The following is a 26,994-nucleotide window of genomic DNA, read 5'->3' as shown; positions in this document are numbered from 1 at the left end:
TTATTGTAAATGAGAGCTGCTCAGATGTCTAAAAAGTAATTATACAGAAAAAAGAAGCCGCACAAACGACTTCTTTTTTATTTCAAATATTAGTTGTCATCCATTTTCAGTACAGCCATAAATGCCTCTTGCGGTACTTCTACAGAACCAACAGACTTCATACGTTTTTTACCTTCTTTTTGCTTATCAAGAAGTTTACGCTTACGAGAAATGTCACCGCCGTAACATTTTGCAAGTACGTTTTTACGCATCGCTTTAATTGTAGAACGTGCTACAACTTTATTTCCGATAGTCGCCTGAATTGGCACTTCAAATTGTTGTCTCGGAATTAATTCTTTTAATTTCTCTACGATTACTTTACCACGGTCATACGCTGAATCACGGTGTACGATAAATGATAAAGCATCCACTTGTTCATTATTTAAAAGAATATCCATTTTCACAAGTTTAGATGGTTTATAGCCAATTAACTCGTAGTCAAATGATGCATACCCTTTCGTATTTGATTTCAATTGATCGAAGAAGTCATATACGATTTCTGATAACGGGATTTCATATGTTAATGTAACACGCGTTTCATCTAAATATTGCATATCAATAAACGTTCCACGTTTACCTTGGCAAATCTCCATTACAGCTCCAACATAGTCATTCGGAACCATAATTGAAGCCTTCACAAACGGCTCTTCTACACGATCGATAGACTGTGGATCTGGCATATTAGATGGGTTATCAACAATAACATCTTCACCGTTAGTTAAATAAACTTTATAAATAACGCTTGGCGCTGTTGTAATTAAGTCAATCTTAAATTCACGTTCAATACGTTCTTGAATGATTTCCATGTGAAGAAGCCCTAAGAAACCACAACGGAAACCAAATCCTAGCGCTTGAGATGTTTCTGGTTCAAACTCAAGAGCAGAATCGTTTAACTCTAATTTTTCTAATGCATCACGTAAATCGTTATAACGAGCAGAGTCAATTGGATACAGACCACAGAATACCATCGGATTTAACTTACGGTAACCTGCTAACGGCTCTGCAGCTGGACGTTTCGCATGTGTAATCGTATCACCAACACGTGTGTCACCAACATTTTTAATCGATGCTGCTAAGAAACCTACATCACCTACTGTTAACTCGTCACGTTGCGTAGTTTTCGGTGTAAATACACCTACTTCTGTTACTTCAAATTCTTTACCCGTTGCCATCATACGTACTTTATCGCCAACTTTTACTGTTCCATTTACAACACGGATATAAGCAATTACACCGCGGTACGGATCATATAAAGAGTCGAAAATCATACATTGTAATGGCTCTTCTGAATCACCCGACGGAGCTGGTACTTTTTCAACAATTTGTTCTAAAATTTCTTCAATACCAATTCCAGCTTTCGCAGAAGCAAGTACCGCTTCTGATGCATCTAAACCAATTACATCTTCTACCTCTTGACGTACACGTTCTGGATCCGCACTTGGTAAGTCGATTTTATTAATAACTGGTAAAATTTCTAAATTGTTATCAAGCGCTAAGTATACGTTTGCTAACGTTTGCGCTTCAATACCTTGCGCTGCATCTACTACAAGAATCGCGCCTTCACAAGCCGCTAAACTACGAGATACTTCGTACGTAAAGTCGACATGTCCTGGTGTATCAATTAAATGAAGAATATACTCTTCACCATCTTTTGCTTTATAGTTTAATTGTACTGCGTTTAATTTGATTGTAATACCACGCTCACGCTCTAAATCCATAGAGTCAAGCAACTGAGCTTTCATTTCGCGTTGTGTTAACGCGTTTGTTTTCTCTAAAATACGGTCTGCTAACGTTGATTTTCCGTGGTCAATATGAGCAATAATAGAGAAATTACGAATTTTGGACTGTCTTTTTGCTCTTTCTTCTTTATTCATCTATGTTCTCAACTCCTAATAGTCTCGCCAATATACACTAGCACTGATTATATCAATAGAGCAACAAAGATTCAATGAAAACTCGTGCTGCTTACGATACAAATCATTCTATCTATATCTTATGCGAATAAACCATAAGAGACAAACCCTTTTCAAATTTTAAAACGGCTGTCCTACAAATCAGTAAAACAACCGCCTCCCATGTTACTCTTAGCTAAAAATTCCTTTTATTTTCCCAACAACTATATCCGTCCCGAACTTCGTCATTTCATAAGCTACACTTGCTACCGCCATCCCAATTCCTTCTACAACATTAAAACTTCTTAAACGTTCTAATTGCTGTTGTTTTTCTGAGGCCGAAAACGAGCTACCCAAAATTTCTGATTCAGCACCTGTACTTTCTGTCCCTGTCATATGAGCTATTTGTTCATATGACAATTGCTGATAGCCTTTCATACTTTTCAAACCATGATTAGCAAGTGCCACTCCTGCTATCATCATAAGTAAACATAAAGCTACACTACATATACACAAAAGCGCAAAGCGACTCAAACCATAATCATCTGTTCCCCTCAATGTGTATATGCTCCCGTATTATCTTGATCAATTTGATGATGTAGCGCTGCATTTAAACCACTCGCTATTACATTCGCCATATCCTCAATAAAAGTATCTACTTCTTTTGGGGTTACCATTAAATTATGACCAAGAGGAGATAGCACTTCATAAATCAGCCTTCTTTTTTCTTCTTCTTCCAACGTACCAACAGCACCTAAAAACATATTTCTGCTCTTTTCATCCGGCATATCTTCTTCTGTTAATTTTTTCTTTTCTCCAAATGAAAATCCCGCTGGTAACAAAGATCGTGAAGGTTTATTTCCTTCTTTCATCTCTCGACCAAAATGTTTCAAAATAAAATCAATCGTATCACTTGTAATCGAAACAGCATCGACCACAGTCGGAACACCAATTGCGATAACAGGGATACCTAATGTGTCTTTACTTAGTTCTTTACGTTTATTCCCAACCCCTGATCCAGGATGGATTCCAGTATCAGAAATTTGTATCGTGCTATTTACTCGTTCAATAGAACGAGCAGCTAATGCATCAATTGCAATTACAAAGTCCGGGTTCGTCTTCTCAATAATTCCATAAATAACATCGCTCGTTTCGATTCCTGTAATCCCCATTACCCCCGGCCGAATTGCACTAACAGGCCTAAATCCTTCTTCTACACTTTCAGGCTGCAATTGAAACAAATGTCTCGTTACTAATACATTTTCTACAACTATCGGTCCAAGAGCATCTGGTGTTACATTCCAATTCCCAAGACCTACAATTAAACAGCTTGCTTCTTTTGTAACTCCAACCTCTTCTAAGAAACAAGAAAATTCTTTTGCAAAAATACGCTCCACTTTTTGTTGAAGTTCTGTATCTTGCTGACGTATCCCTTGTACTTCAAGTGTTAAATAATTTCCAGGTTTTTTCCCCATCGCTTCAGAGGCAGCTTCATCAATCGTTACTTTTGTAATTATAGTACCTTCTTCTTCTCTCTCTTTTACAATAACTCCCTGTATCCCTTTTTGTTCTTCTTGGCTTTCTTGCAACATTTGATGAGCTTCTACAGCAAGGTCAGTTCTAATGCTATATTTACTTAAATCTAATGGTTCTTTCATCGTATCTCCTCCGTAATTCATAGTAAATATCGTTAGATTTCCCAAAGTTATATAAGGTCATTCTTTCCTTTACGTGAAATTTCATGGATATACTATTGCAATTCTCTTCACCGTTTGATAGAATATCACTTGTTCTATGTAAGAATCGAGTCATTCGATTGCACCAGGGAGGTGAAAAGTATGGCAAACATCAAATCTGCTATCAAACGCGCTAAACTTAGCGAAGAGCGTCGTGCACATAACGCTTCTATCAAGTCTGACATGCGTTCTGCTGTTAAAACTGTAGAAGCTTTAGTTACTAATAACGATCTTGAAAATGCTAAAGAAGCTTTCAAAACTGCTTCTAAAAAACTTGACAAAGCAGCTCGTAAAGGTCTTATCCACCAAAACGCTGCAGCTCGTCAAAAATCTCGCTTAGCGAAACAAGTAAACGCGTAAGGCGTTTAAAAAACGATCCATTTGGATCGTTTTTTTATATACAAAAAAGTTCATGCACTAAGTGCATGAACTTTTTTGTGTCATCACATATGATTTAATCGCATTAAGAAAAATTCGAGCACAAGCTTCTTATCCATCTTTCCCGTCTTCATACTATAATCAGCTTCCGCTAATTCTATAATCACTTTTTTTAATTCTTCAAAAGAGAAAAACTTCGTTTGATTCATTGCTAACTTTACACGATACGGATGTACACCAATATGAGACGCAATTTGATTTTGTCCATAACCACGTTGCTGTAGCTCTTTCACTTGATACAACAAGCGGAATTGACTCACTAATAACGCAAGCAATTTAATCGGCTCTTCCTGCTGCGTAAATAATCCATCCAAAATTTGCATTGCACCTGCAATATCTTTTTTCACCACTTTTTCTGTCAAAGCAAATACATTTTGCTCAACTGATTTTGGCACAAGCTCTGCAACAAGTTTCGTCGTAATCTCTCCGCCCATACCAACGTATAACGTTAACTTGTCCATTTCCTTCGCCAACATCGTTACATTACTTCCCACAAGCTCTAGCAACAAGCTAACAGCCGCGTTATCAATATGCACATGCACTTCATCTGCACGAGCAACAATCCACTTCTGAACATCCTGTACTTGCATTGCATTCGCTTCTACTACATCTGCTGTTTTCTTTAATAGTTTTGTAATTTTTTTTCGCTCATCAAGTTTTTCGTAAGGCGCAACAAAAACAAGAATAGAAAATGGAGAAGGTTCACCAATGTATTCTTCTAAAATTTTTATATTTTGCTCTAACTTTTCTTTTTGCGAAGTCAAAAATAGCGGTGATTTTATTAACAGTACTTTCCGTTCTCCGAAGAAAGGAAGCGTACGCGCATCCTCAACCACATCTTCTAAATACGCTTCTTCTAAATCGTATGTCACAACATTAAACTCTCGATCTTCTTCTTCAAGTGCTTCTGTCGTAATAAGCTTTATCGTTTCATTTATAAAAAAAGCTTCCGTTCCATATATTAAATATAACGGAGCAAACTGTTTCTTTTTAATTTTTTTATGTATATCACTCATACTTTTTCCTACTCCCTAACTTGGCAATATATATTTATACTAATGCCCTAGCTTTTGTTTTACAAGTACAAAGGAACAGGCTTTATAACCCGTCCCTTTATTTATATTAAACGCCACGCAATAAGCCCCGGGTTTCTTATTGGTGTGCGGTAATCACCTTCCCTTTATTATTCGCAATAAAAATTTGAGTATAAGTGCCAACTGTTAACATGCATGGAAACGAAAAACTCACATTACTTCATGATTTACAAGTAACAAAAAAGCTCGTTTTCTCTTCATATGGAAATTGTAGATTTTTTTCTGACAATATTTTATACTAAAGTGGAATGTTGGGGAGGGATTCTAAATGAATGATTTTGAACAAAACGTTCAAAGTAAACGCAATGACGCTATTGATTCAGGGGTAGGATTTATCGTCTCATTTGGTTTTTTCGCAACACTTTTCATCATTGCAACTGTTATTAAATTTATCGGTTCTTAAAGACTGCCACTTCATGGCAGTCTTCTCTTTTTCATCTATTATGTGTTTTATCATATGTGATTTTACTTTTAAAGGTTCCATTTTCCCCTTTAAAAACATAGGAAATAGCACCTTGCTTGTCCGTGCGCCATATCGCACTCCCCATCTTCTCAAAACGCTCTATCACTTCTTTATGCGGGTGTCCATACCTATTCTGCTTACCAACAGATATAATCGCTACACGAGGCTGTATGACGTTCAAAAAAGGCTCTATAGATGACGTATTACTCCCATGATGAGCAACTTTTAAAACATCCACTTGTAAATCTGGATATGCCTCTACTAAAATCTTTTCCCCTTCTTCTTCCAAATCGCCTGTAAATAGCCACTTCAACCCTCCAAATTTTGCCCATATTACAATTGAAGCGTTATTTTCGCTTTTTTCTTTTCCTTTTGGAGCTAAAACGAAAAATTCCGCTTCATTTACACTCCAACTCTCCCCTTCCCCCACTTCAGTTATTTTCATTTCCTTTTCTAATGCCTGTTTCTTTACTACTTTTTCTAATACTGCATCTTTTCCCTTTCGGCCAAATACCACTTCTTTTACAGGTATATATGATAATAATTCTTGCGCAGCACCTATATGATCTGCATCTCCATGCGTTACGATTAATTTATCAATTGTTTTAATACCTTCTTTTTGTAAAAAGGGTATTAAAACATCATTTCCAACAGAAAATTCATGCTTTTTTTGTTGCCATTCTTCCTTATTCACACGAAGCGTTCCACCTGTATCAATAAGATAAATCCCTTTATCATACGGAAGGCGAATTAATATTGCATCACCTTGTCCAACATCAATAAATGTTACACTTCCGCCGCCTCTAAAATATGGATATATATAATGACATGTGCTAATAAAAAGAAATACACTCGCAACTATACAAACTATTTTTTTCGGCGCTCTCCGTTCCCAAACCATCAATATGCTGACAATACTGGCGCAATATACAGCTACAAGATTGAAGGGCGTTTCCCCGAAGATAAGCTGGGTAAATGGTAAACTTTCACAATAACTTAGAAAATCATTAGACATACTCAAACCTATTGATAATACATCGGCAAATCCTTTTGCGAGAAACGGGACAATTGGCATACACAGTAAAATAATAATGCTACATGGTAATACAATGATAGATAAAAACGGAACGTATAAGAGATTGAGGAGAATGCTATATGGAGAAAAATAACCAAAGTGGTATAACAAAATCGGAGTACTAACGAGCTGTGAAATGATAGAAATATAAATAGAATTTCGGATTACTCCGTTGCTACTCTCTAACAATAACGGAGCAGACAAAAGTAAAGCGAAGCTACCTACAAAAGAAAACTGAAATCCAATATTAAAAACAAGATAAGGGTCATATATAAGCATGCATATAGCTGTTACACTTAAAGCATCTAAACTAGATAAACGAATCGAGCACATAAAAGCAATTAACATCAAAACTCCTGTTATAGAAGCTCTTATAACAGAGGGTGACGCCCCTGCTAAAACCATATACAAAGGAATACAAACGATAAGGCAAATTGTTGCTACCTCCCTTGTCACACCGCTTCTTAGCAAAATAAAATATACTATCACCATTAACAGTACAATGTGCGAACCTGAAATTGCTAACAAATGTACAAGACCAAATTGTTGATATTGCTCTTCCACTTCAAACGTCATTTGTTGTCTATCACCAAATAGTAATGCATTCATAAAAGCACCTGATTGCTCTGGAAACATTTCTGTAACTTTCGAGATTACTTGTTGCCTCAAAAGAAGAATCCATTGCGTGAGCGACAGTGATGTTTTATAGCATTCAGAAATATATGTAGCCTCAAATGTGAAATGAATATGTTGTTTGTATAAATAATCACGGTAATTAAAACCATGAAAATTCCGGGCTGTTTCCGGTTCTTTCCTCTCACCCTCGAATACACATGATATCCCTGCGTATAATTGTTGCATTTTTTTCTTTTCCAAGACTGATTTGATTCTATAACTTAACTGCACTATATTTTTATTCTGATCTTCAAATTGAAAAGATAGGCGATCCCCATTAACAAGCGGTGTATTTTGTATAACCCCTCTTGTAACTCCATAGGACTCCCCTAGAGGCTTATTCCACGTTTGAACATAGGAAGTGTATATGGCGCTATTAAAGCACGCTACAATACAAAAAATGAAGGTTTTACGCGAAGTGCGATATAAACAGAAGAAAACATTTAAAAAGAGGCAAAAAACTATCAATAAAAGTGACGAGGAAAAGGCAATTGCAACCCCTATTATAAATGAGATTGCAACATACCCCCATTGTTCCTGCAACTTATACTCACTCCTTATAGCATCATTTTTGCTTTCGTGAATACATGCTGTAATTCTTCCATTGATAAATTATCTTTTTCTAAAGACGCAAATAATTCTTTCAACTCTGTATAACGTTTTTGCTCCTCTAATGCAGCAATATCATATTCTAGCGGAACGTGCTTCACTGTTACGTTCGCTTGTTCAAATAACTCTATGGCGTATGGATGATTTTTATAATCCTGCGCATAATAAACCGCTGTAATACCACTTTGAATAATTGCCTTACAACATTGTAAACAAGGGAAATGCGTAACGTAAATTTCTGCTTCCTCTGTTTTCGCACCAAACTTGGCACATTGTAATAAAGCATTCATTTCGGCATGAATTGTCCGAACACAATGATTATCGATTACGTAACAACCATCATCTATACAATGTACGCCACCTTTAATTGAACCATTATACCCACCAGCAATAATTCGTTTATCGCGAACGATTGTCGCTCCTACCGCAAGCCTTGTACATGTACTACGCAAAGATAGTAGATGGCTTTGCGTCATAAAATATTGATCCCATGAAATTCGTTCCATATTTTTCACCTACTTTTTTGTCTACTTGTAGTGTAGCGAAAGAAGAAAAACTTCGTCAATCTTTTACGGAATAATAATTTGACCTTTTATCTTTTCAAGAGACTTCGCACCAATCCCATCAATCTCTAATAAATCTTCTATTTTCTGAAACGGACCATGTTCTTCTCGATATTTCAAAATACTTTCTGCCTTTCGAGAGCCAATCCCTGTAATTTTTTCTAGTTGTTCTTTCGCCGCTGTATTTATTCGAATCTTGCCATCTTCCTTAGAAGAAGTAAGCACCCCTTGTTCTGACTCATTTTTACTCGGTATATAAAGAAGCATTTGATCTTGTACATTTTGTGCTAAATTTACTTTTTTCATATCTACTTCTGATAAAAAACCACCAGCCTTTTGAACCGCATCCTTTACGCGATCTCCTTCCTTCATTTCATATACCCCTTCTTTACTAACCGCTCCTTTCACATCAATTATAATTGTTCTTTTCTGTTCCTTTGTATCCGATATTTTCGGTTTACCCTTTTTTTCTATCTCCTTCTCTTGTACATTCATTGTAATAGGCGTTCGTTCTACATTCTGATTCGTTTTCCAAAAAACAAGAAAAAGTAAAGTTCCAATAATAGCTACTAAACCTAACCACTTTTTCGGAAAATCCCACATCATTTTACACCTCTAATCATAAATTTATAACATCATTCATATTATTTAGGAGAAAGCTGTTACGAAGGAGGGATGAAACTTTGAACATAGGAATTATAGGGACAGGAAACATGGGAAATATACTAATCGATGCATTTTTAGAAACCCGTGCTGTCAAACCTTCTTGCCTTACAATCATTAATCGGACGCCCGCAAAAGCATATCATATAAAAGAAAAATACCCTTCTGTTCAGATAGCAAAAACAATCCCGGAAGTAATCGAACAATCACAACTTATTTTTATTTGTGTTAAGCCGATAGATATATACCCTATCCTAAAAAAATACGCTGAACATTTTTCTGATGAAACGTGCTTAGTTTCTATTACAAGTCCAATATCTCCATCACAATTAGAGACTCTCGTACCTTGCCACGTCGCGCGTATCATTCCAAGTATCACAAATCGCGCTCTCTCTGGCGCCTCACTATTTACATTTGGAGATAATTGCTCTGAAGAATGGCAACAAAAACTACTTCGTCTATTCAAAAACATTTCTACACCTCTTGTAATAAAAGAAGATATAACGCGCGTTTCATCTGATATAGCAAGTTGCGGTCCTGCTTTCTTTAGTTATTTACTACAATGCTTCATTAACGCTGCTGTAGATAAAACAAATATTACACACGAAGAGGCTACTACTTTAGTAAGTGAAATGGTCGTGGGGATGGGGAAATTACTTGAAAAAGAAATCTTCACATTACCTACCTTACAAGAAAAGGTTTGCGTGAAAGGCGGCGTTACTGGGGAAGGCATTCGGGTTTTAGAAGAACACGTTGGAGATATGTTCCATAAGTTAATCGAGCGAACACATGAAAAATTTGATGAAGATTTAGAATGCGTTGATCAGCAATTCAATAAACACACATAATAAATACGTCATTTTCATTCCAAATCCTTTTTATAAATACTTACTTTTTTACAATACATTTTCACTTCAACTACTATTCCCACACTTTACGCATACGATCTTTAGATTATGCTAGAACTAAAAATACATCTTCTTTATAAAACAAAAGCAACCTTCTCGGTTGCTTTTGTTTTTATCCGTTTTTCTTCGCCATGAAGAAAATACGCTCTGTTTGTTCTGTAACTTCAAGTCGCTCAAAATCACCTGTTACACGAAGCACTGTAAAACCTGCTTCTTCAAGCCATTTCGTTAACTCTTCCACTTGATATGCACGTTGCACGTGACATTCGTCAAACCGATGGTACACATCTTCTTCTGGATCTTGAACAAAGAATGTTAAATCATGCTCTACACTATTTGATTCTTCACCAGGGAAGCAATTCCAAATAAGAGATATTTCTTCTCCATTCACTGTATACGTTTCATTTTGAAATACATGATGTATTTTATATAAAGAGTGTACATCAAATAAAAACAAACCATCTTGACGTAAATGGTGAAATACTCTTCTAAATGTTTCTTGTACTCCATCTTCTTGCAATACATAATTTAATGAATCACAAAAAATCGTTACACAGTCAAACTCACCCGGAACATCAAGCTCGCGCATATCTTGTTGGTAAAAAGGAATAAAATGCCCTTCTCCGCCTAGTTTTTGCTGAGCGACTGTTAACATTTCTTCTGAAAGATCGACACCTATTAAATCGTAACCCTTTTGCACAAGCGGCAGGGTTACATTACCTGTACCGCATGCTACATCAAGAATTTTTGCCTCTTTCATACCTGCCTGCTGTAAACTTTCCTCTGTAAATTCCACCCATTTATCATAAGGGACATCATTCATTAGTTCGTCGTACAACAATGCAAATTGTTCGTATTTCATTGGCCTAACTCTTCTGTAATATCTTCACGTGGCACATCGCCCCATAGACGCTCTAAATTATAGTGATTACGCTCATCTTTATGGAATACATGAGCAACTACATCTCCAAGATCAACTAATACCCAACGCGCTTCGTCAAACCCTTCCATACGTTGTACGTCGATTTGGAACTCATGTGCTTTTGATTTAATTTCACGTGCAATTGCTTGCACTTGTTTATCTGAATTTCCGTGACAAATAATGAAATAATCTGCAATTGGTGAAATACCTTGCATATTTAGGACAACCATATCTTCTGCTCTCTTATCATCAGCTGCTTTTGCCGCTAATACTAATAATTCTTTATCGTTCATTTACTCATTTCCTCCTTGATAACTGCATTGTATGTTTGGAATGTTAATGGATAAATCGTCTGATCTTTTTCCATTAAAAATTGAATTGTTCTCTTTAACGCAAATAATAGGGCTTGATTTATATCCGTATATGCGAGTTTACGAGCCTCTTCCACTCCTGGAAACTTTCGCCCAGGTTCAATGTAATCAGCTACATAAATCACTTTATCTAACATCGTCATATTCTCATGACCACTTGTATGATATGTAATAGCTTGCAAAATTTCAGAATCCGTAATGCCTACTTCTTTTTCTACTAAGTATGCCCCAACAGGTGCATGCCATAACTCTTTGTTATAGCAAAGTAAATCTTTCGGCAAATCTTCACGTTTAATAATCTCTTCCATTTCTGAAATTGCTCTACATTTCGCATAATCATGGAATATAGCTGCCATCTCTGCTTTTTTCTCGTCCACACCGTATAACTTAGCAAGCTCAATCGCTGTCTTCATTACACCAATTGTGTGTATATAACGTTTTTCATGCATTTGTTGTTTGACAATATGCAGTGCATTCTCACGATTCATACAACCCATTCCTCTCGATATATACCTGTACTTTTTCAGGAAGTAAATATTTACACGTTTTCTTCTCTTTATATCTCTCACGTAATAAGGATGAAGAAACTGCAAATTCCGGAATTTCCACTGTAGTAATCTTATATGGTGTATGCAATGTATACCCAGGTCTTGCAACTCCAACAAACGTTACAAGATTAAGTAAAGCTTCAATGTTATACCACTTCGGTAAATATTCAACCATATCCCCACCAATAATAAAGTGAAACTGCACATCCGGATACTTCTTCGTCAATTGTAACATAGTGTCATACGTATAAGATGGGCCCTTCCTACTTAGCTCTTCTAAACAAATAGAAAAGTGTTCTTCTGCCTCAGTCGCGAGCTCTAACATATGTAAACGACTTTCTACACTTGTAATATTCCGCCCTTGTTTATGTGGCGGAATCTGGTTTGGCAAGAACCATACTTCTTCCAAGTTCAAAGCGTGATATACTTCATTTGCAATTAGCAAATGTCCATAGTGAGGCGGATCAAATGTACCGCCAATGATGCCAATTTTCCTCAAAAGAAACGCCCCTTCCTTTTATATACAGCAACTCTCCTCGGTTAGGAATGAAGAGAGTTGCTATTAATAAAAGTTCAATTGGTTTCGCTCTCTACATCATTACGCATCAGCGATAAAAATAGCGCATGCTAATCTTTTTATCGAGGAAGCTTAATTTGTTTATTTTCTCTTGATTCTTTGTATAAAACGATTGTGCTTCCAATTACTTGAACGATTTCAGCACGTGCACCTTTTGCAAGTTCTTCCGCAACCTCACGGCGATCAAATTCACAGTTTTGTAATACACTTACTTTAAATAACTCACGAGCTTCTAAAGTATCTGCAATTTGTTTAATCATATTTTCATTTACTCCGCCTTTTCCTACTTGAAAAATTGGTGTTAAATGATGTGCTTGTGCACGTAAAAATCTTTTTTGTTTTCCTGTTAACATATATGTTAGCCTCCAAGCTTTTCTATAACTAATTGTTTCATTCTCTCGATATTTGGCGTGCGTCCTGTCCACATTTCAAATGCAAGTGCTCCTTGATAAACAAACATATCAATACCATTTTGAATGATTGCACCTTGCTCTTTTGCCTCACATAAAATTTTCGTTTGAAATGGATTATAAATTATATCTGATACAATCGTTCCTTTTTTTAACGAACAAATTTGTAATGGCGTATATTCTACGTGCGGATGCATACCTATCGTTGTCGTCTGAATGATAATATCATAATTTCCTTGTTCTTCTGTCGCTTTTTCTAACGACAAAGCAACAGAATTAACATCGGCCGTACGTGCAGCAATAAGTTCCTTCGCCTTATTTACTGTACGATTGGCTACATCAATCTCTTTTACACCTACATCAGCAAGAGAAAAATAAATAGCTCGGCTAGCACCACCTGAACCAAGTAACAAAATACGTTTCCCTTGAAGTGGTTCATTACTAATTGACTGCAGCGCTCGAACAAAACCAATCCCGTCTGTGTTATAGCCAATTAATCTTCCATCCTTATGAACCACTGTATTTACTGCACCGATTTTCCTTGCCAATGGGTCAATCTCATCCAAATACTCCATAATAGCAACCTTGTGCGGAGTTGTTACATTAAATCCTGAAATACCTAATGCTTTTAAACCTCTTACTGCTTCCCCTAGCAATTCCTCTTCAACAAGGAACGCATGATAATGGGCATCCATATTCAAGTGTTCAAATGCATCATTATGCATAACGGGTGATAATGAATGTCCAATTGGATTTCCGATTACACCATATAATTGTTTCATAAATCCCTCTCCATATTAAATTAAAGATTTACGTAGTGAAACACTTACTCCTTTTGGTACGTGTGCAACAATTTTTGCTCCTGGTTCGTTCACAGTAACCCATCCTAATCCAGAGAATACAACATCCGTTTTAGGTTCACGAATATTAAATTCGTATTTCACTAGCTCAGGCATATTTGCTAATTCTTCTGGCGTTGGTGGGCTTAGTAAATCCCCGGCATGATTTTTATATAATTCATCTGCTTTCTCAAGCTTTGTACGATGGATTGTTAAGCGATTCGAGAAGTGACAAGTAAATGCACGACGACCACCACTTACATAATCAAAACGTGCCAATCCACTAAAGAATAACGTTTGTTCTTCATTTAATTGGAATACCATCGGCTTAATTTCTTTTGTTGGTGTAATAAGCTTTAAGCTTTGCTTTCCAACATAATGAGCCATTTGGTGGTGGTTAATAATACCTGGCGTATCATATAAAGAAGACTCTTCGTCCAATGGAATATCAATTAAATCCAGTGTTGTTCCTGGGAAATGAGATGTTGTAATTACATTTTCAGTCTCATCACTAAATTCTTTAATCATACGATTAATAAATGTCGATTTCCCTACATTCGTACATCCAACAACATAAACATCTTTGCCGCCGCGATAATACTCAATAGCATCTGCTAGTTCAGCAATTCCTTGTCCCTTCGCTGCACTAATTAAAAAGACATCTTCTGGTTTTAATCCTAGCTGCTTTGCACTATAGCGCATCCAATGTTTTACTTTATCATGTTTTACTGACTTTGGAATTAAATCAGCTTTATTTCCAACAAGTAATACTTTATTATTCCCTACGAAACGATGTAAGCCAGGTAACCAGCTACCATTAAAATCAAAAATATCTACAATTTTGACTACTAATGCATCTGATTTTCCAATTCCATTTAAAATGCGTAGGAAGTCATCATCTGTTAACGATACATCTTGAATTTCATTGTAATGCTTCAAGCGAAAACAACGTTGACAAATGACTTGTTCTTTCTCTAAAGATGAGGCAGGAGCATACCCCACTTCGTTTTTATTTTCTGTTTGAATTTCTACACCGCAACCAATACATTTAATTGTTTCAGTCAAACTTTATTCCTCCCAGTTAATTAAACCTTTTTTCTTCATATTTTTCATAATTCTTCGTTCAATTTTTCGATTAAAGCGCGTTACTAATCCGTCCGTTTGTGCTACCGGTACAACTAAAATTGTATGAAGGCCTACTCGGTTTCCACCAAGCACGTCAGTCAGTAACTGATCTCCAATTACTACAACTTCATCTGGCTGCAAACGCATCTCTTGTATCGCACGCTTAAATGCGCGAACAAATGGTTTACGTGCACTATGAATAAATGGAATACCTAATGGATCAGCAAAATCTTTCACACGTTGCTCATTATTATTTGAAACGACCGTTACTTGAATGCCTTGCTCTTTCATTTCCAAGAACCATTTTTCAAGTTGCGGCGTTGCATTGGGACGATCCCATTCAATTAAAGTGTTATCTAAGTCAGTAATAACGCCTTTAATCCCACGTTTTTTTAAATCTTCTGGTTGAACATGATATACATTTTTCACATATTCATTTGGTAAAAATAGTTTCAATTTCTTTCACCTCTTTGAGGATTTTTCATAAAATTTTTCGACAACATTTTTCGATATATAACCTGTGGATAAAATTGTACACATTTTCCACATTAATTTTGCAGTTAATTTGGAATTTACTAACAAACTATACACACTTTATCCACCTAGGTATGTGGATAACCACTCGTTTGTGACTGTCATATTTTTTTGGTACATTAAATGCATCAACGAATCAATCCTTATATTATTAGGAGGTGACTCACCTTGAAAACAAAACATATGGAACAGTTATCCACTGAGTTACTCACTGAGTCTTATTATAAAGCAAAAGAACTAAAATTAAATCCCGACTTCATTTTACTTATAAAACAAGAAATCATTAGACGCTCATTAGAGGACAAGCTTGTCAAATCATCTTGATTACATATAAAGTGAAAGTTTAATCAGCCCTTACCAATCAAACAGTTAAAAGATAAATTATTAGATGCCCTGTAAAAAGAGCCATCCTACGATGGCTCTCGAATAAACAAGTACTCCCATCTAGGGGATTTCATCATTAAGTATCTTTGCCCATAACTCTTACTTACGGTTATAAAAGCTTTTCTTTATTTATGAGCTAAGCGAGTAGCTATTTTTTCACCAAGACGAAGCTCTTGTCCACTCTTTAATTCCTGCACTACTTCTATCATATCTTTTTCAAACAATAACACAACTGTTGAACCAAATGTAAAGTATGCCATTTCTTCACCTTTTTGAACAGTGTCTCTCTCATGCAAAAGCTCAATACTATTAACAAACATAGCACCTACTTTTACAAGAGCCATATGCTCGCCATCACTGCTTACTTCTGTAACAGAACGATAATTTTTTGACAGTGGTTCTTTCCCGTATTCCATACCAGCTGCATTTACCGGATATGATTTTCTACCGAGTACAAATCTTTCAGTCACAGAACCAGAAAGCGGACTATGAATGCGATGATAATGACTTGGACTCAAATAAATTACCATATATGTACCGCCTGCATATCGCGTTGCACGTTCTTCATTACCTAGCATATCCACGATTGAATAGCGCTTTCCTTTAATATCAAATGTTTTTGTATCCTCAATAGGACCATGATCTGCAAAAACACCATCAACAGGACTAACGATACTCGATGCATCTGTATCAATACTACGCTTTCCTTCTTTTAGCTTACGCGTAAATAATTCATGCAATGTTCTATATTCCTTCAAACCCTTTTCCATCTCATCTTGATTAATTTGAAAAACTTTCGCGTACGATGGAATAATGATAGAGCTCAAACGAGATTGTGCAAATTTACGTAATATATAAGAAGTAAAGCGACCATTTGTAAGTTCTATCATAAGTCGATATAATGTACGTCGCAAATTGCGAAACCCCCTAATCAGTCTATAACTTTAGTTTTCCCTTCTTTTCTTTCTATATCATATGTAAAATTGGTTCTTATTCCCACATATCATATAAAGCAGCCTTATTATATATACAGAAAACTAAGTATGGTATTATTCTTAAATTATTTAGCACCTTCTAATATTACAGATAGAATCCGTCATTTTCAACAGTGAACGTGTATTTCTTCTTAGCATAACGCGTTTTCTTTTCTTATTTACAATAAAAAAAGCAGCCCATTTTAAATATGGCTGCTTCTAATACACTTTACTCTTTCGCTTTTTTCTCTTTCTCTGCCCTTACAAACTCGTGGAACATTTTCATTAAAGCACGCTTTTCAATCCGTGATACGTAGCTTCTAGAAATACCAAGCGCCTTAGCGATTTCCCGCTGTGTTTTCTCCTTATCTAGCCCAAGTCCAAAACGTTTCACAATCACTTCTTTTTCTCTTTCGTCTAAAATATCGATATACTCTTTAATTTTTTCTAACTCCATACTAAGCTGAATCATATCAATTACATCTTCAGACTCTGATTTTAATATATCAATAAGCGATATTTCATTGCCCTCTTTATCTTGCCCGATCGGATCATGAAGTGAAACATCTTTTTTCGTTTTCTTTAGTACACGTAAATGCATCAAAATTTCATTTTCAATACAGCGTGCTGCATACGTCGCAAGCTTCGTTCCCTTTCCTGCAGAATAGCTCTCGATCGCTTTAATGAGCCCGATTGTACCAATTGAAATTAAATCTTCTGCATCTTCTCCTGTGTTCTCAAATTTTTTAACGATATGAGCTACAAGCCGTAAATTATGTTCAATTAAAAGATTTCTCGCTTGAGCATCACCTTGCTCCATTAACTCTAAGTACTTTCTCTCATCATCTGATGATAACGGCTGCGGGAACGCATTGTTCTTCACATAAGAAACAAAGACAAACACTTCTCGAACCATATATCCAATTGCGGCGAATAGACTCAAACCTTTCACCTCCGCCAAAATAGTGGTCTTTATTATGTGTATGTGGGCGTGAGGTTGTTTGTGTCTGTACAGTTTATTTATAAAACTCAACACTTCTAACATTTAAAATATTTTATCGTTATATTATAATTAAATAAAATTGTTATTTATATATGAATATGCTATTAAAGGGGACACTATTCATGATTACATTAGAACGATTATTAAATGTAACAATTTATTTAGGGGTATTTTTACTTTTCATTTCGTTCATTACTTTTGTTATTAAAAGAGGGCCTGATTTATTATTTTTTCAATTTGGAATTTCTTTATTTTTTGGAGCTCAAATTATAACTGGAATAAAATTTTTTCATAACTATGGTTTCTCCTTTCACTCAAAACTAGAACTACTTATCTTTATTTTCTATGTAATTGGAATTATTACATGTATACTATTATTCTTTCACTTTCAAAATCCGTATCGAATTTTTTTATTAATCTGTAGTTGTTTATTTTTAACTGGATCCAATTATTACTTTAAAGAAACATTAAATTTTAGTAAAAAAATTCCAAAGCAAAACAAAACTTTTTTAAGTACACAAGATGACTCTTTTCCAAAAGAAGTTCGTAAATTTTCAGAGGATTACAACAACATAATAAGAAATGATTTTTATGAAATACCGATGATTCCTACTGAATTACAGATTACAAGCAAAAAAGATTCTTCCCATAGTACATCTTACTTAGTTGAACTTCATAATAGCGAAAATGAAATTACTGATGACTCTGTACAATTAACTCCATCAGACCGTTTTTATGTGCTGTTAAATAAACAAAAAACAAAAATATCAAAAATAGTATATGAAGGACAGAATTTTTTCACATTTACAGTCACACTAAAGGCTCTTAATTTACAGCAAGAACCAGAGATTCATAATATGTTTTTAGAAATAGATAAACGTAGAGCGATGAATCTTCTTAATTTTGAAATTAAAGCCCATACTAAAGAATGGAAAGTAATATTTAAAAGTGATAGTTCTTATTCCAATCTTCCTATCACATTTACTTTTGAAAAACGAACAGGCAAAGTATAAAAATAAAAAGAGTTATTTTCTTTGAAAAATAACTCTTTTATTTTACTTACTCCAAATCTTTCTCCCCGCTTGGGCATCAATATAACGAATTTCCCGCCTACAATTAAAAGGTTCTTTATGTTTTTCATCTGTCGTTTGTTTGTAAAGTAGTTTGTATTTCGTTTCCTCTGCATCATGATCTAAAAACCATTCTAATTTAACTCGGATAGCCTCTCTGTATATTTCTAACGCTTTTTCTTTAGTTACTTTTGGTGTTATTTCATATGTGAGCAATTCTTTTATAAAGTTGCTAGACTCCCCCGAGTAGTGCATAACAGCACCATTTTCTGCATTGATGTTAATCATAAATTGGTTATACTCTGCCGGAATATCATTTATATATACAGAAAAGATAAATCTTTCAATCCCATCTTCTGCTTCTTCACGTTCCTCCCAAAGACGCAGATATTGTGTGATATCTGGAATAACTCGTTCTAAAAATTGAAGTGCTCTTTGTAAACATTCCTCTCTAGACAGTATTTGCTTTACTTCTTTATCATCTGTCAGTTTTATAAAACCAGTTAATTCATTGGTTAATTTATCAATTGTAACGCTAACTAAATTATTATATTTCAACATCGGTAAATGCTTTTTAAAGAATTCATTCATTAAATATGGATTCTTTTCTTCTTTCTGTTTTTGTAATTCCTCTTTCGGAACAAATTTCATCCTTATTTCATCATCATTTTCTGTCTCATCTACTTTTGTAAAACCTTCTTTATTCCAGTCAAATAATTCGAATACTTCACCTCGTTCGTTACCTTTTTTCGATTTTTCAACAGCTACAGCCGAAGGCAATTTATAATGATCTGGTCCAAATAAATCTTTACCTGTACTTGTATCAATAAACGCATGACTAGGCTCTGGTTCATATACAAGATGGTACCCTTTTACTTCTTCCCCGTTTTCATACTCACATGAAGAGTATGTTAAATCTATAAATACAAGTCTCATATCTTGTCTAGCTTTCAAATTTTCTAAAACGATATTCTCCTCAACAATTTCACTTGGCCATAACGGTTTTTTCTCTATAGCTTTTTGTCCATTGTAATGAAAATGCACAACATTACCTGAAGAGTGCACTCGCACAACGCACCCTGTATTCGGCAATGGATAGCTATTCACTTCTTGCATATAATTTACTTCTTTCCAACCGCGCCTGTCGTCCTTAACCGTTACATATGTATAGAATTCATATCCTTCTTTTGTATATTTTTTCAAGAACGCATTTGCAATCTCTCTTGCCTTCTTCTCCTCTATCGCTTCCTTGCCACTTGAAAAAGGATTTTCATCATCTATCCTAAATTCAATTAAATTACCAGTATGTCTATTCAATGTAATTTGTATCGTTCTCTCCTGATCCTCTTTATGCTCCCACCATAATAGATGATACGGGTCATCACCCCCTTCTTGATCATCTACAACAAGACTATATTCATCTGGAATATTAATAATATGAGCCACTTGCTCTTTTCTTTCTTTATCTTTTTGATTCATCATACCGCTCCCTTTATTACAATTTAAGGTAATTATAACAAACAAAACCAAAGAACTATAAAAAAAGACTAGAGATATCTCTAGTCTTCTACTTCGTTTCACGATGTAACGTTACTCGCTTTAATCGTGGACAATATTTTTTTAATTCGATGCGTTCTGGATTGTTTCGTTTATTTTTTTTAGAAATGTAATTACGATCACCGCACTCCGTACAAGCTAATGTAATATTTACACGCATATTTAATTCTCCTTTCTTTCAAAAATCGCAACTAAAACGTAATGATTACGATTTATATATTATAAAACTTCATTCCATTTGTCAATTGCAAAAACAAGAAGATTCCATTTAGAATCCCCTTGTTTTTATAGTTAAATAAATTTTCTCCCGCATTAACGGGCAGTAAGACCCCCACTGATTAAAAGTTTCACTTTATTAAAACGATTCGTATGTAACAAACTCACTAATCGGCTTTCGATATCCTCGTGGGCGAGTTTTAGTCGTATCACTTTTTCCTATCGTAATCATTAAAACAGGTACTATATGCTCCGGCATATTTAATTCACTTTGTACTGCTTTTTCATCGAAACCAATCATTGGACATGTATCATAGCCATAATATTTAGCTGCGTACATAAAAGTCATCGCGCTTAACGAAGCATTTCTAATCGCTTCATCCTCCATGAAACGCTCTCCTTTTCCTTCATATAAACCTTTCGTTTGCCTAATTGTATCTTCATATTCACATTCATCAATCATTTTTAAAACTTTCATACCGAAGTAAATATTTTCAACATTTTGGTATGCTTTTTTATCACCACAAACGAGCACTACCGCTGATGCACTCGATACTTTATATTGACCGAAAGCTAATTCTTTTAATCTTTCTTTTCGCTCTTGATCACGAATTACAACATAATGTGTGTGCTGCAAATTATAGCAAGATGGAGAAAGCTTAGTTAACTCAAATATTTTTTTAAAATCCTCATCAGGGATTTCTATACCTTGTATAAATTTCATTGCAGAACGTCTAGCAATTGCTAATTCTTCAAAGTTCACCATATATCCTCCTCGATAACTGTAAATTTAAATATACATTAATTTATACAAATAGATAAATCAAATAAAAACACTTTAAATCCGAATAATAATTATGATTAACAGCAAAAAAGACAAAAAGCTGAAACAATTAGTTCATACGAAATTCACACGAATCTATTACTATAGAAACTGTACATAGTGAACTTATTAACAATCACGTTTATTTATATAAAATCTTACTCGAAAGGAGTTGAAAGTATGAAAACTAAATATCGCTTTATGATCTCATCATTTGCTGCTTGCGCTTATATGATTTGGTATTTAGTATAATAACGACCTCACTTGCAAATAGGAAAAGGTGTGTATATAAATGGAATATAATCAATCAACAGTTAACTACTGGAAAGCTTTTGTATTACCATATACATTTGCTTTAGAAGAGTTAAAAACTAAATTTGAAATTATGAACCGGGAAGCTCAATTTCTAGAGGATTACAACCCGTTTGAACATATAAAAACAAGACTAAAACAACCTGAAAGTATTATTAAAAAACTAGAGCGCAAAAGCTTATTACCAACAGTTGAAAATGCTCAAACACATTTACAAGATATTATTGGTATTCGTATTACATGTTGCTTCGTAGAAGATATCTATCATTTGAAAGAAGTCATTCAAAAACGCGAAGATATGGAAGTCATAGAAGTAAAAGATTATATCGCTAACCCAAAACGAAACGGATATAAAAGTTTACACATGATCATTAAATACCCTTTATCACTAAATTCTGGTACAAAAGATGTATTTGCAGAAATTCAGTTACGTACACTGGCAATGGACTTTTGGGCAAGTTTAGAACACAAACTTTATTATAAATATGAAGGGAAAATACCGGAGTATTTAAAAGATGAACTACATGATGCAGCAATGAAAGCTGAAGATCTGGATAATAAAATGGCCACAATTCGTCAAGATATTGATGATATTGAGGCATGTTCAAATCAAATTATGCTACCACTATAAAAAAAGGTTCTCGCCAATGAGAACCTTTTTTCTATCATTTTTGGGAAGTACGACTCCACACTTATTAAAGTTTCACGTTATTTTTTCTCTATTGTTCGAACCTCTTCAATCTTCCATTTATCCTCTTCTTTTCCAAGGGCATACTGTACTTTCTTTTGAAGAGTAATACTGTCGTCTACTTCCTTTTCTTTCGTTTCAACAATAACATACCCTACTTTACTAACTTTCATATCTATATGTTCCAATTCAATTTTCTTATTTCCCTTTTGAAATGCGGCTTCTTTTTGTGTTTTTAAGTCTTCAGCACTAGGCATCTTCTTTGAAAATAACTCCATATGTTCTGCAAGATTTTTTTCATTGGTCGTTCGCACAAATGTATGAATAACATCTTGAATAGATTTCTCTTCTTCTTTTGTTATTTGTACCTTTTCCTCAGTTTTTTTAGTAGTAGATTTTTGTGCTACATTATTCTCTTCTTGTTGACATCCAACTAGTAATACTACAAATGCTAGAAGGAATCTTAATTTCGCAAATATTTTTTTCATATTTCCAACTCCTAAAAAGAAAAGCGAGGCAGTTCGCCTCACTTTCGCTCTTAATTAGCGTCTTCCTTTATTCGGATCACCGCCACCAACAATATCAAAGACACGTTTCGCTATATTTGTATTCTCTTGAACGCCAGAGAACAAGTATTTACCTGGACCAAATGCATACACGTTCACATCTTCCCCTGTATGTCCACCTGTTGTCCAGCCTGTAACCGAGCGCTTATTGAAAATATCTTCAATTGCATTATCAATCTTTGTTACATCTTTTGACGGAGCTATATCATTTACAGCTTGAATTTCTTCTGGAGTTAATTGTAAATCAATATACTTTTTCAATGTTTCTTCTACATTTGCACCTTTTGCAATCTCATTTGCCATAAAGTCTGGTGTGCGTTTTGCAGCTTTAATTGGATCTACTTTAAAGTTATACTCGCCATTGGCACCTAAAGATAAGCCACCAGTAGCGTGATCTGCCGTTGCAACAACTAACGTATTTTTATCTTTTTTCGCAAACTCAATCGCTGCTTTGAAAGCTTTTTCGAAGTCTTCCATTTCACTCATTGCACCAACAATATCATTATCATGTCCAGCCCAGTCGATTTGACTTCCTTCCACCATTAAGAAGAAACCATTTTTATTTTTGTTCAAACGCTCAATTGCTGCATTAGTCATTTCTTCTAATGAAGGTGTTTTCTCATTGCGGTCAATCATTTTATCTAATCCACCTGGTGCAAATAAACCAAGAATTTGATCATTTTTATCATTTAACAATTGATCTCGATCCGTTACATAGCTATAACCAGATTTCTTAAACTCTTCTGTAAGATTACGATCTTTTCTAACAAAGTTCTTTACGCCGCCGCCAAGCATAACATCTACCTTATGCTTCCCTTTAATTTTCTCATCAAAATAATCATTTGCAATTGCGTCCATATTTTTACGGCTAATGTCATGCGCACCGAAAGCAGCTGGTGTTGCATGTGTAATTTCAGAAGTTGCAACGAGTCCCGTTGATTTCCCTTTTTCTTTCGCTTGCTCAAGAACTGTTTTCACTTCCGCTTTATCATTATCAACTGCAATTGCAGCATTATATGTTTTAATTCCTGCTGACATAGCTGTTGCTGCCGATGCAGAGTCTGTAATATTTTCATGTTCATCTTCTGGGTATGTTTTTTGTGTTCCTACAAGATGCTTATCAAATTCTGTAGATTCCATTTCAAAGGTTTTTGGATTATCTTTCATATAACGGTGAGCCGTCATATATGAAGGACCCATACCATCCCCAATTAATACGATAACATTTTTAATCTTTGCATTGCTTCCGTTCTCATCTGCATTAACCTCACTAGAACGAGTAAAATTCCATGTTGCTACCGAAGTAACTGCTAATGATGCCACAACTGCAAATGGCCATGCTTTTTTCACAAACTTTTTCACTGTCTTGTCCCCCTAATTAGGTTATTCATTTCCCACTATCAAATTTAATGGAAGACTATTAAGAGAAAATTAGCTGTATGTAATTTTTTTGTTAACTTATGTAAATATCAGTTATAATTTGTATAAGTTTGTCTTTTTGTATCAATCATTCCGCCCTTTACAATTTAAATATAAACAAGTTGGATTTCATTTAACGTAAATCTCTTTTTTTACATTTTGACTCTATGTTTATGAAAATAAATAGAAATGCGGTGAGCCTTTATGAAAATAGTAAAGCTAAATGAATCTTTTATTTTTGAATTACTTAATCTTTGCAAATCTGTTGGATGGTTACACGATGAAATTTTTATGAAAAAACAATTCGAAATGTATCTTTCTATCGGCACACTTGTAGGTTACATTCATGAAAACAAACTCATTGCGACTGGAGGAGTATTTCCCTTTACAAGTAACTTCGCTTCCATTGGTATGTTAATCGTTCACCCTAATTTTCAAGGACGCGGAATAGGGCGCATGTTGCTAAATCATTGCTTGGAACAAATTCATCCAAAACAACCCATTGCACTTATTGCGACAAAAGCTGGCGAACCTCTATACACATCATGCGGATTTCAAACAGCAACAACGATTCATCGTTTTGAAAAGCAAACTATTAAGACGTACCCTTCTCACTTACAACAAGTACAAGAAGAAGACCTTATACCTGTTACTTCTCTGGATCAAATTGCAACTGGTATGAATCGTTCTCTACTTTACTCTTTGCTATTACCAAGGGCCGTACACTCTTTTAAAATTGAAAGAAATAACTGTATAGAAGCTTTTTCATTATGCATACAAAAGGGCAATATATTATGTATCAATCCACTTATCGCCAAGCAAGAAGAAGATGCTATCCAATTATTAAAAAAGATATGTGAATGTTGGAATGGTATAGTACGAATTGATGTTCCACACTCACAATTTACATTTCGTCAATTTCTTCAAACAGAAAATTTCCAAGAAACGCTCCTTTCACCTCTTATGATAAAAAATGGTAGCCAACTTCCTGGAAATCGTAATATGCTATTTGCTATGATAGATACAGCGTTATGTTAGAAAGGAGACACCTAATTGAAGCGATTTAGCTATTTTATGGTAGGTTGTCTTACTCTTACACTATTAGTAGGATGTAGTGCAGCAGAAAAGCCAGTAGAACAAGTAAAACAAGTTAAAAATACAATTACAGCGAAACTAGCTACCGAGGAAAAAATGGTAGAAATAGATGGTCAAACCATTTACTTTAAAAAGATTGGTAATGAAAAACCACCTTTACTTATGATTCATGGCTTTGGAGGGTCATCAGATGGTTTTCAAAAGATTTACTCCGATTTAGCAAAAGATCATACAATTATTTCTGTAGATGCTTTAGGATTCGGGCGCTCATCTAAGCCAATGGATTTTTATTATTCTTTTCCAACTCATGCAAATTTGTATTATAAATTAATGAAAAAACTAGGGTATGATTCATTCGCAATACTGGGGCATTCCATGGGGGGAGAAATTTCTCTAAATTTAACATATTTATATCCTGAAGCAGTTACTCACCTTATTTTAACTGATGCTACAGGTGGCCCTCATACATTCGTTAATAAACAAGGCTCACCAAAACCACAATTGTCGACTGATTTAAATGCCGTTTCTTCTATTACAGATTATGATGAAAGCAAAGTGAAATTCAAACGTAATGATGAAGAGCATTATAATAAAATGAAATTATGGCCTAGACGTCTTAAAATTAATGCAAATGAAATAAAACAGCCAACTTTAATTATATGGGGCAGAAATGATAGTAGCGTTTCCTGGAAAGAAGGAGAAACGTATCATCAATTCTTAAAAAATAGCACTTTACATATTATTGAAAAAGGTTATCATGCACCATTTCGCCAAGAACCACAAGAATTTGTCGGGTATGTAAAAGATTTCTTTAAGAACAATCCGATTAAAGTTGAAAAATAACATAAACGGGTATCTCAAAATGAGATACCCGTTTTCATATATTAAGCAGCTTGCTTTTGGCGTTTTGGAGTTTTTGATCCTAATACTTTCGGGATAACGAAGCCATCCATTCCAAATTTCCCAGCGTTCATACCGGAAACAAGAACAAACATAGATAAGATAACCATCTCAGGGTTCACACCAATTGACCCACTAAACATATAGGAAAAGTTCATTACAAGACCAAAAAAGACCGCTGTTTTTGTTAAACAGCCTACAATTAAACCAATTCCGACTAAAATTTCTCCCCATGTTACAAGTGTATTAAACAAATCTACATTTGGAATTGCAAATTCTTGTAAGAATGATGCCCACCAAGATTGAACAGCCGGTTGTGCACCTTTAGATTTTTCAATTGCCCCTTGCAAATAACCTGTTGCATCGAATCCTTTTCCTTGTAGTTTACCGATTCCAGCCATTAACCATGTGTAACCAAGATATACTCGAATTACTGCTAATGCAAAAGAAACTGCTTTGTTTTCTCTTAAAAATTGAATAACCATATCTTCCTCCTAAAGTTGTAA

At 34.9% G+C, this 26,994-nt stretch carries 31 protein-coding genes; 8 read left to right on the top strand and 23 right to left on the bottom strand.

The annotated features are described in order from the left end of the window. Positions 1 to 89: 89 nt before the first annotated feature. The 3 genes from lepA to gpr all read right to left on the bottom strand — a co-directional run bounded on the left by lepA (position 90) and on the right by gpr (position 3,589). Complete coding sequence (gene lepA / locus B9A45_RS07720; protein ID WP_001030951.1) at positions 90 to 1,913, bottom strand: elongation factor 4; 1,824 nt, start codon at positions 1,911 to 1,913, stop codon at positions 90 to 92. A 210-nt stretch (positions 1,914 to 2,123) separates the two neighbouring features. Continuing rightward, positions 2,124 to 2,489, bottom strand: coding sequence for a YqxA family protein (locus tag B9A45_RS07715; protein ID WP_001215034.1), 366 nt, complete (start codon positions 2,487 to 2,489; stop codon positions 2,124 to 2,126). Then, the gene (gene gpr, locus B9A45_RS07710; RefSeq protein WP_000662616.1) at positions 2,486 to 3,589 is read right to left on the bottom strand and encodes a GPR endopeptidase; all 1,104 of its coding nucleotides are present in this window, start codon (positions 3,587 to 3,589) and stop codon (positions 2,486 to 2,488) included. The genes B9A45_RS07715 and gpr overlap by 4 nt, the downstream gene beginning before the upstream one ends. A gap of 180 nt (positions 3,590 to 3,769) precedes the next feature. On the opposite strand from gpr, the gene rpsT reads away from it, so the two are divergent. Continuing rightward, a complete protein-coding gene (rpsT, locus tag B9A45_RS07705) occupies positions 3,770 to 4,027 on the top strand; it encodes a 30S ribosomal protein S20 (protein WP_001274011.1) in 258 nt (85 codons plus the stop codon). Positions 4,028 to 4,110: 83 nt separating this feature from the next. Here the strand turns inward: rpsT and holA are convergent, their stop codons facing one another. Continuing rightward, a complete protein-coding gene (holA, locus tag B9A45_RS07700; protein WP_001279908.1) occupies positions 4,111 to 5,121 on the bottom strand; it encodes a DNA polymerase III subunit delta in 1,011 nt (336 codons plus the stop codon). A gap of 346 nt (positions 5,122 to 5,467) precedes the next feature. Between holA and B9A45_RS07695 the strand changes: the two genes are divergently transcribed. Beyond that, on the top strand, positions 5,468 to 5,602 hold the full coding sequence (locus B9A45_RS07695) for a YqzM family protein (RefSeq protein WP_000997609.1): 135 nt from the start codon (positions 5,468 to 5,470) through the stop codon (positions 5,600 to 5,602). 31 nt (positions 5,603 to 5,633) lie between these two features. Here B9A45_RS07695 and B9A45_RS07690 read toward each other — a convergent pair whose 3' ends face one another. The 3 genes from B9A45_RS07690 to B9A45_RS07680 all read right to left on the bottom strand — a co-directional run bounded on the left by B9A45_RS07690 (position 5,634) and on the right by B9A45_RS07680 (position 9,190). Further along, positions 5,634 to 7,955 (bottom strand): DNA internalization-related competence protein ComEC/Rec2, encoded by a 2,322-nt coding sequence (locus B9A45_RS07690; RefSeq protein ID WP_033667181.1) that lies wholly within the window; start codon positions 7,953 to 7,955, stop codon positions 5,634 to 5,636. A 14-nt stretch (positions 7,956 to 7,969) separates the two neighbouring features. Continuing rightward, a complete protein-coding gene (locus B9A45_RS07685) occupies positions 7,970 to 8,527 on the bottom strand; it encodes a ComE operon protein 2 (protein WP_000439773.1) in 558 nt (185 codons plus the stop codon). Between the two features lie 63 nt (positions 8,528 to 8,590). Beyond that, on the bottom strand, positions 8,591 to 9,190 hold the full coding sequence (locus tag B9A45_RS07680; RefSeq protein WP_084063971.1) for a helix-hairpin-helix domain-containing protein: 600 nt from the start codon (positions 9,188 to 9,190) through the stop codon (positions 8,591 to 8,593). 77 nt (positions 9,191 to 9,267) lie between these two features. Here B9A45_RS07680 and comER point away from each other — a divergent pair, with 77 nt between their 5' ends. Further along, complete coding sequence (comER, locus tag B9A45_RS07675; protein ID WP_001020560.1) at positions 9,268 to 10,095, top strand: late competence protein ComER; 828 nt, start codon at positions 9,268 to 9,270, stop codon at positions 10,093 to 10,095. Between the two features lie 172 nt (positions 10,096 to 10,267). On the opposite strand, the gene B9A45_RS07670 is transcribed toward comER, so the two are convergent. The 8 genes from B9A45_RS07670 to B9A45_RS07635 form a co-directional block, all read right to left on the bottom strand. Then, positions 10,268 to 11,017, bottom strand: a complete 750-nt coding sequence (locus tag B9A45_RS07670) for a class I SAM-dependent methyltransferase (RefSeq protein ID WP_000873074.1) — start codon at positions 11,015 to 11,017, stop codon at positions 10,268 to 10,270. Further along, a complete protein-coding gene (rsfS, locus tag B9A45_RS07665; protein ID WP_000998193.1) occupies positions 11,014 to 11,370 on the bottom strand; it encodes a ribosome silencing factor in 357 nt (118 codons plus the stop codon). The genes B9A45_RS07670 and rsfS overlap by 4 nt, the downstream gene beginning before the upstream one ends. After that, a complete protein-coding gene (gene yqeK, locus B9A45_RS07660; RefSeq protein WP_084063970.1) occupies positions 11,367 to 11,936 on the bottom strand; it encodes a bis(5'-nucleosyl)-tetraphosphatase (symmetrical) YqeK in 570 nt (189 codons plus the stop codon). The genes rsfS and yqeK overlap by 4 nt, the downstream gene beginning before the upstream one ends. Then, positions 11,926 to 12,495, bottom strand: coding sequence for a nicotinate-nucleotide adenylyltransferase (nadD, locus tag B9A45_RS07655; protein ID WP_001226048.1), 570 nt, complete (start codon positions 12,493 to 12,495; stop codon positions 11,926 to 11,928). The genes yqeK and nadD overlap by 11 nt, the downstream gene beginning before the upstream one ends. Before the next feature lie 137 nt (positions 12,496 to 12,632). Then, complete coding sequence (gene yhbY, locus B9A45_RS07650) at positions 12,633 to 12,926, bottom strand: ribosome assembly RNA-binding protein YhbY (RefSeq protein ID WP_000955224.1); 294 nt, start codon at positions 12,924 to 12,926, stop codon at positions 12,633 to 12,635. 5 nt (positions 12,927 to 12,931) lie between these two features. Continuing rightward, positions 12,932 to 13,765, bottom strand: a complete 834-nt coding sequence (aroE, locus tag B9A45_RS07645) for a shikimate dehydrogenase (RefSeq protein ID WP_000812078.1) — start codon at positions 13,763 to 13,765, stop codon at positions 12,932 to 12,934. Positions 13,766 to 13,780: 15 nt separating this feature from the next. Further along, positions 13,781 to 14,887 carry a ribosome biogenesis GTPase YqeH gene (yqeH, locus tag B9A45_RS07640; protein WP_000140799.1) on the bottom strand — a complete coding sequence of 369 codons (1,107 nt, stop codon included), beginning with the start codon at positions 14,885 to 14,887 and terminating at the stop codon, positions 13,781 to 13,783. 3 nt (positions 14,888 to 14,890) lie between these two features. Further along, entirely contained in the window at positions 14,891 to 15,403 is a 513-nt protein-coding gene (locus B9A45_RS07635) for a YqeG family HAD IIIA-type phosphatase (RefSeq protein WP_000765314.1), read from the bottom strand. 246 nt (positions 15,404 to 15,649) lie between these two features. Between B9A45_RS07635 and B9A45_RS07630 the strand changes: the two genes are divergently transcribed. Beyond that, positions 15,650 to 15,805 (top strand): sporulation histidine kinase inhibitor Sda, encoded by a 156-nt coding sequence (locus tag B9A45_RS07630; RefSeq protein ID WP_000850094.1) that lies wholly within the window; start codon positions 15,650 to 15,652, stop codon positions 15,803 to 15,805. 185 nt (positions 15,806 to 15,990) lie between these two features. Here the strand turns inward: B9A45_RS07630 and B9A45_RS07625 are convergent, their stop codons facing one another. Then, the gene (locus tag B9A45_RS07625) at positions 15,991 to 16,779 is read right to left on the bottom strand and encodes a phosphatidylserine decarboxylase (RefSeq protein WP_001255000.1); all 789 of its coding nucleotides are present in this window, start codon (positions 16,777 to 16,779) and stop codon (positions 15,991 to 15,993) included. Positions 16,780 to 17,068: 289 nt separating this feature from the next. Next, positions 17,069 to 17,782, bottom strand: coding sequence for an RNA polymerase sporulation sigma factor SigK (gene sigK / locus B9A45_RS07620; RefSeq protein ID WP_000051382.1), 714 nt, complete (start codon positions 17,780 to 17,782; stop codon positions 17,069 to 17,071). A 152-nt stretch (positions 17,783 to 17,934) separates the two neighbouring features. On the opposite strand from sigK, the gene B9A45_RS07615 reads away from it, so the two are divergent. Further along, positions 17,935 to 18,855: a hypothetical protein gene (locus B9A45_RS07615; protein ID WP_003285365.1), complete on the top strand. Its 921-nt coding sequence runs from the start codon at positions 17,935 to 17,937 to the stop codon at positions 18,853 to 18,855. 42 nt (positions 18,856 to 18,897) lie between these two features. On the opposite strand, the gene B9A45_RS07610 is transcribed toward B9A45_RS07615, so the two are convergent. From B9A45_RS07610 to B9A45_RS07600, 3 genes are all read right to left on the bottom strand, one after another. Then, positions 18,898 to 20,391: a YcdB/YcdC domain-containing protein gene (locus B9A45_RS07610; protein WP_084063969.1), complete on the bottom strand. Its 1,494-nt coding sequence runs from the start codon at positions 20,389 to 20,391 to the stop codon at positions 18,898 to 18,900. A gap of 88 nt (positions 20,392 to 20,479) precedes the next feature. Continuing rightward, positions 20,480 to 20,629, bottom strand: a complete 150-nt coding sequence (gene rpmG / locus B9A45_RS07605) for a 50S ribosomal protein L33 (RefSeq protein WP_001265617.1) — start codon at positions 20,627 to 20,629, stop codon at positions 20,480 to 20,482. A 195-nt stretch (positions 20,630 to 20,824) separates the two neighbouring features. After that, positions 20,825 to 21,451: a nitroreductase family protein gene (locus B9A45_RS07600; RefSeq protein WP_000245978.1), complete on the bottom strand. Its 627-nt coding sequence runs from the start codon at positions 21,449 to 21,451 to the stop codon at positions 20,825 to 20,827. Positions 21,452 to 21,800: 349 nt separating this feature from the next. Between B9A45_RS07600 and B9A45_RS07595 the strand changes: the two genes are divergently transcribed. Then, the gene (locus tag B9A45_RS07595) at positions 21,801 to 22,451 is read left to right on the top strand and encodes a GTP pyrophosphokinase (protein WP_000456230.1); all 651 of its coding nucleotides are present in this window, start codon (positions 21,801 to 21,803) and stop codon (positions 22,449 to 22,451) included. A 77-nt stretch (positions 22,452 to 22,528) separates the two neighbouring features. Here B9A45_RS07595 and B9A45_RS07590 read toward each other — a convergent pair whose 3' ends face one another. Together B9A45_RS07590 and B9A45_RS07585 are read right to left on the bottom strand one after the other, a co-directional pair. Continuing rightward, positions 22,529 to 22,996, bottom strand: coding sequence for a hypothetical protein (locus tag B9A45_RS07590; RefSeq protein ID WP_000717905.1), 468 nt, complete (start codon positions 22,994 to 22,996; stop codon positions 22,529 to 22,531). Positions 22,997 to 23,050: 54 nt separating this feature from the next. Continuing rightward, entirely contained in the window at positions 23,051 to 24,436 is a 1,386-nt protein-coding gene (locus B9A45_RS07585; protein WP_000714912.1) for an alkaline phosphatase, read from the bottom strand. A 261-nt stretch (positions 24,437 to 24,697) separates the two neighbouring features. On the opposite strand from B9A45_RS07585, the gene B9A45_RS07580 reads away from it, so the two are divergent. Beyond that, entirely contained in the window at positions 24,698 to 25,531 is an 834-nt protein-coding gene (locus B9A45_RS07580) for a GNAT family N-acetyltransferase (protein ID WP_000706691.1), read from the top strand. A 15-nt stretch (positions 25,532 to 25,546) separates the two neighbouring features. Then, complete coding sequence (locus tag B9A45_RS07575) at positions 25,547 to 26,431, top strand: alpha/beta fold hydrolase (RefSeq protein WP_000819810.1); 885 nt, start codon at positions 25,547 to 25,549, stop codon at positions 26,429 to 26,431. Between the two features lie 41 nt (positions 26,432 to 26,472). Here the strand turns inward: B9A45_RS07575 and B9A45_RS07570 are convergent, their stop codons facing one another. Further along, positions 26,473 to 26,973, bottom strand: a complete 501-nt coding sequence (locus B9A45_RS07570) for a DoxX family protein (protein ID WP_000236592.1) — start codon at positions 26,971 to 26,973, stop codon at positions 26,473 to 26,475. Positions 26,974 to 26,994: the final 21 nt, after the last annotated feature.

The sequence above is a fragment of the Bacillus sp. JKS001846 genome, from assembly GCF_900176455.1.
Taxonomy (GTDB): domain Bacteria; phylum Bacillota; class Bacilli; order Bacillales; family Bacillaceae_G; genus Bacillus_A; species Bacillus_A cereus.
This window is presented reverse-complemented; position numbering and strand designations above follow the sequence as displayed.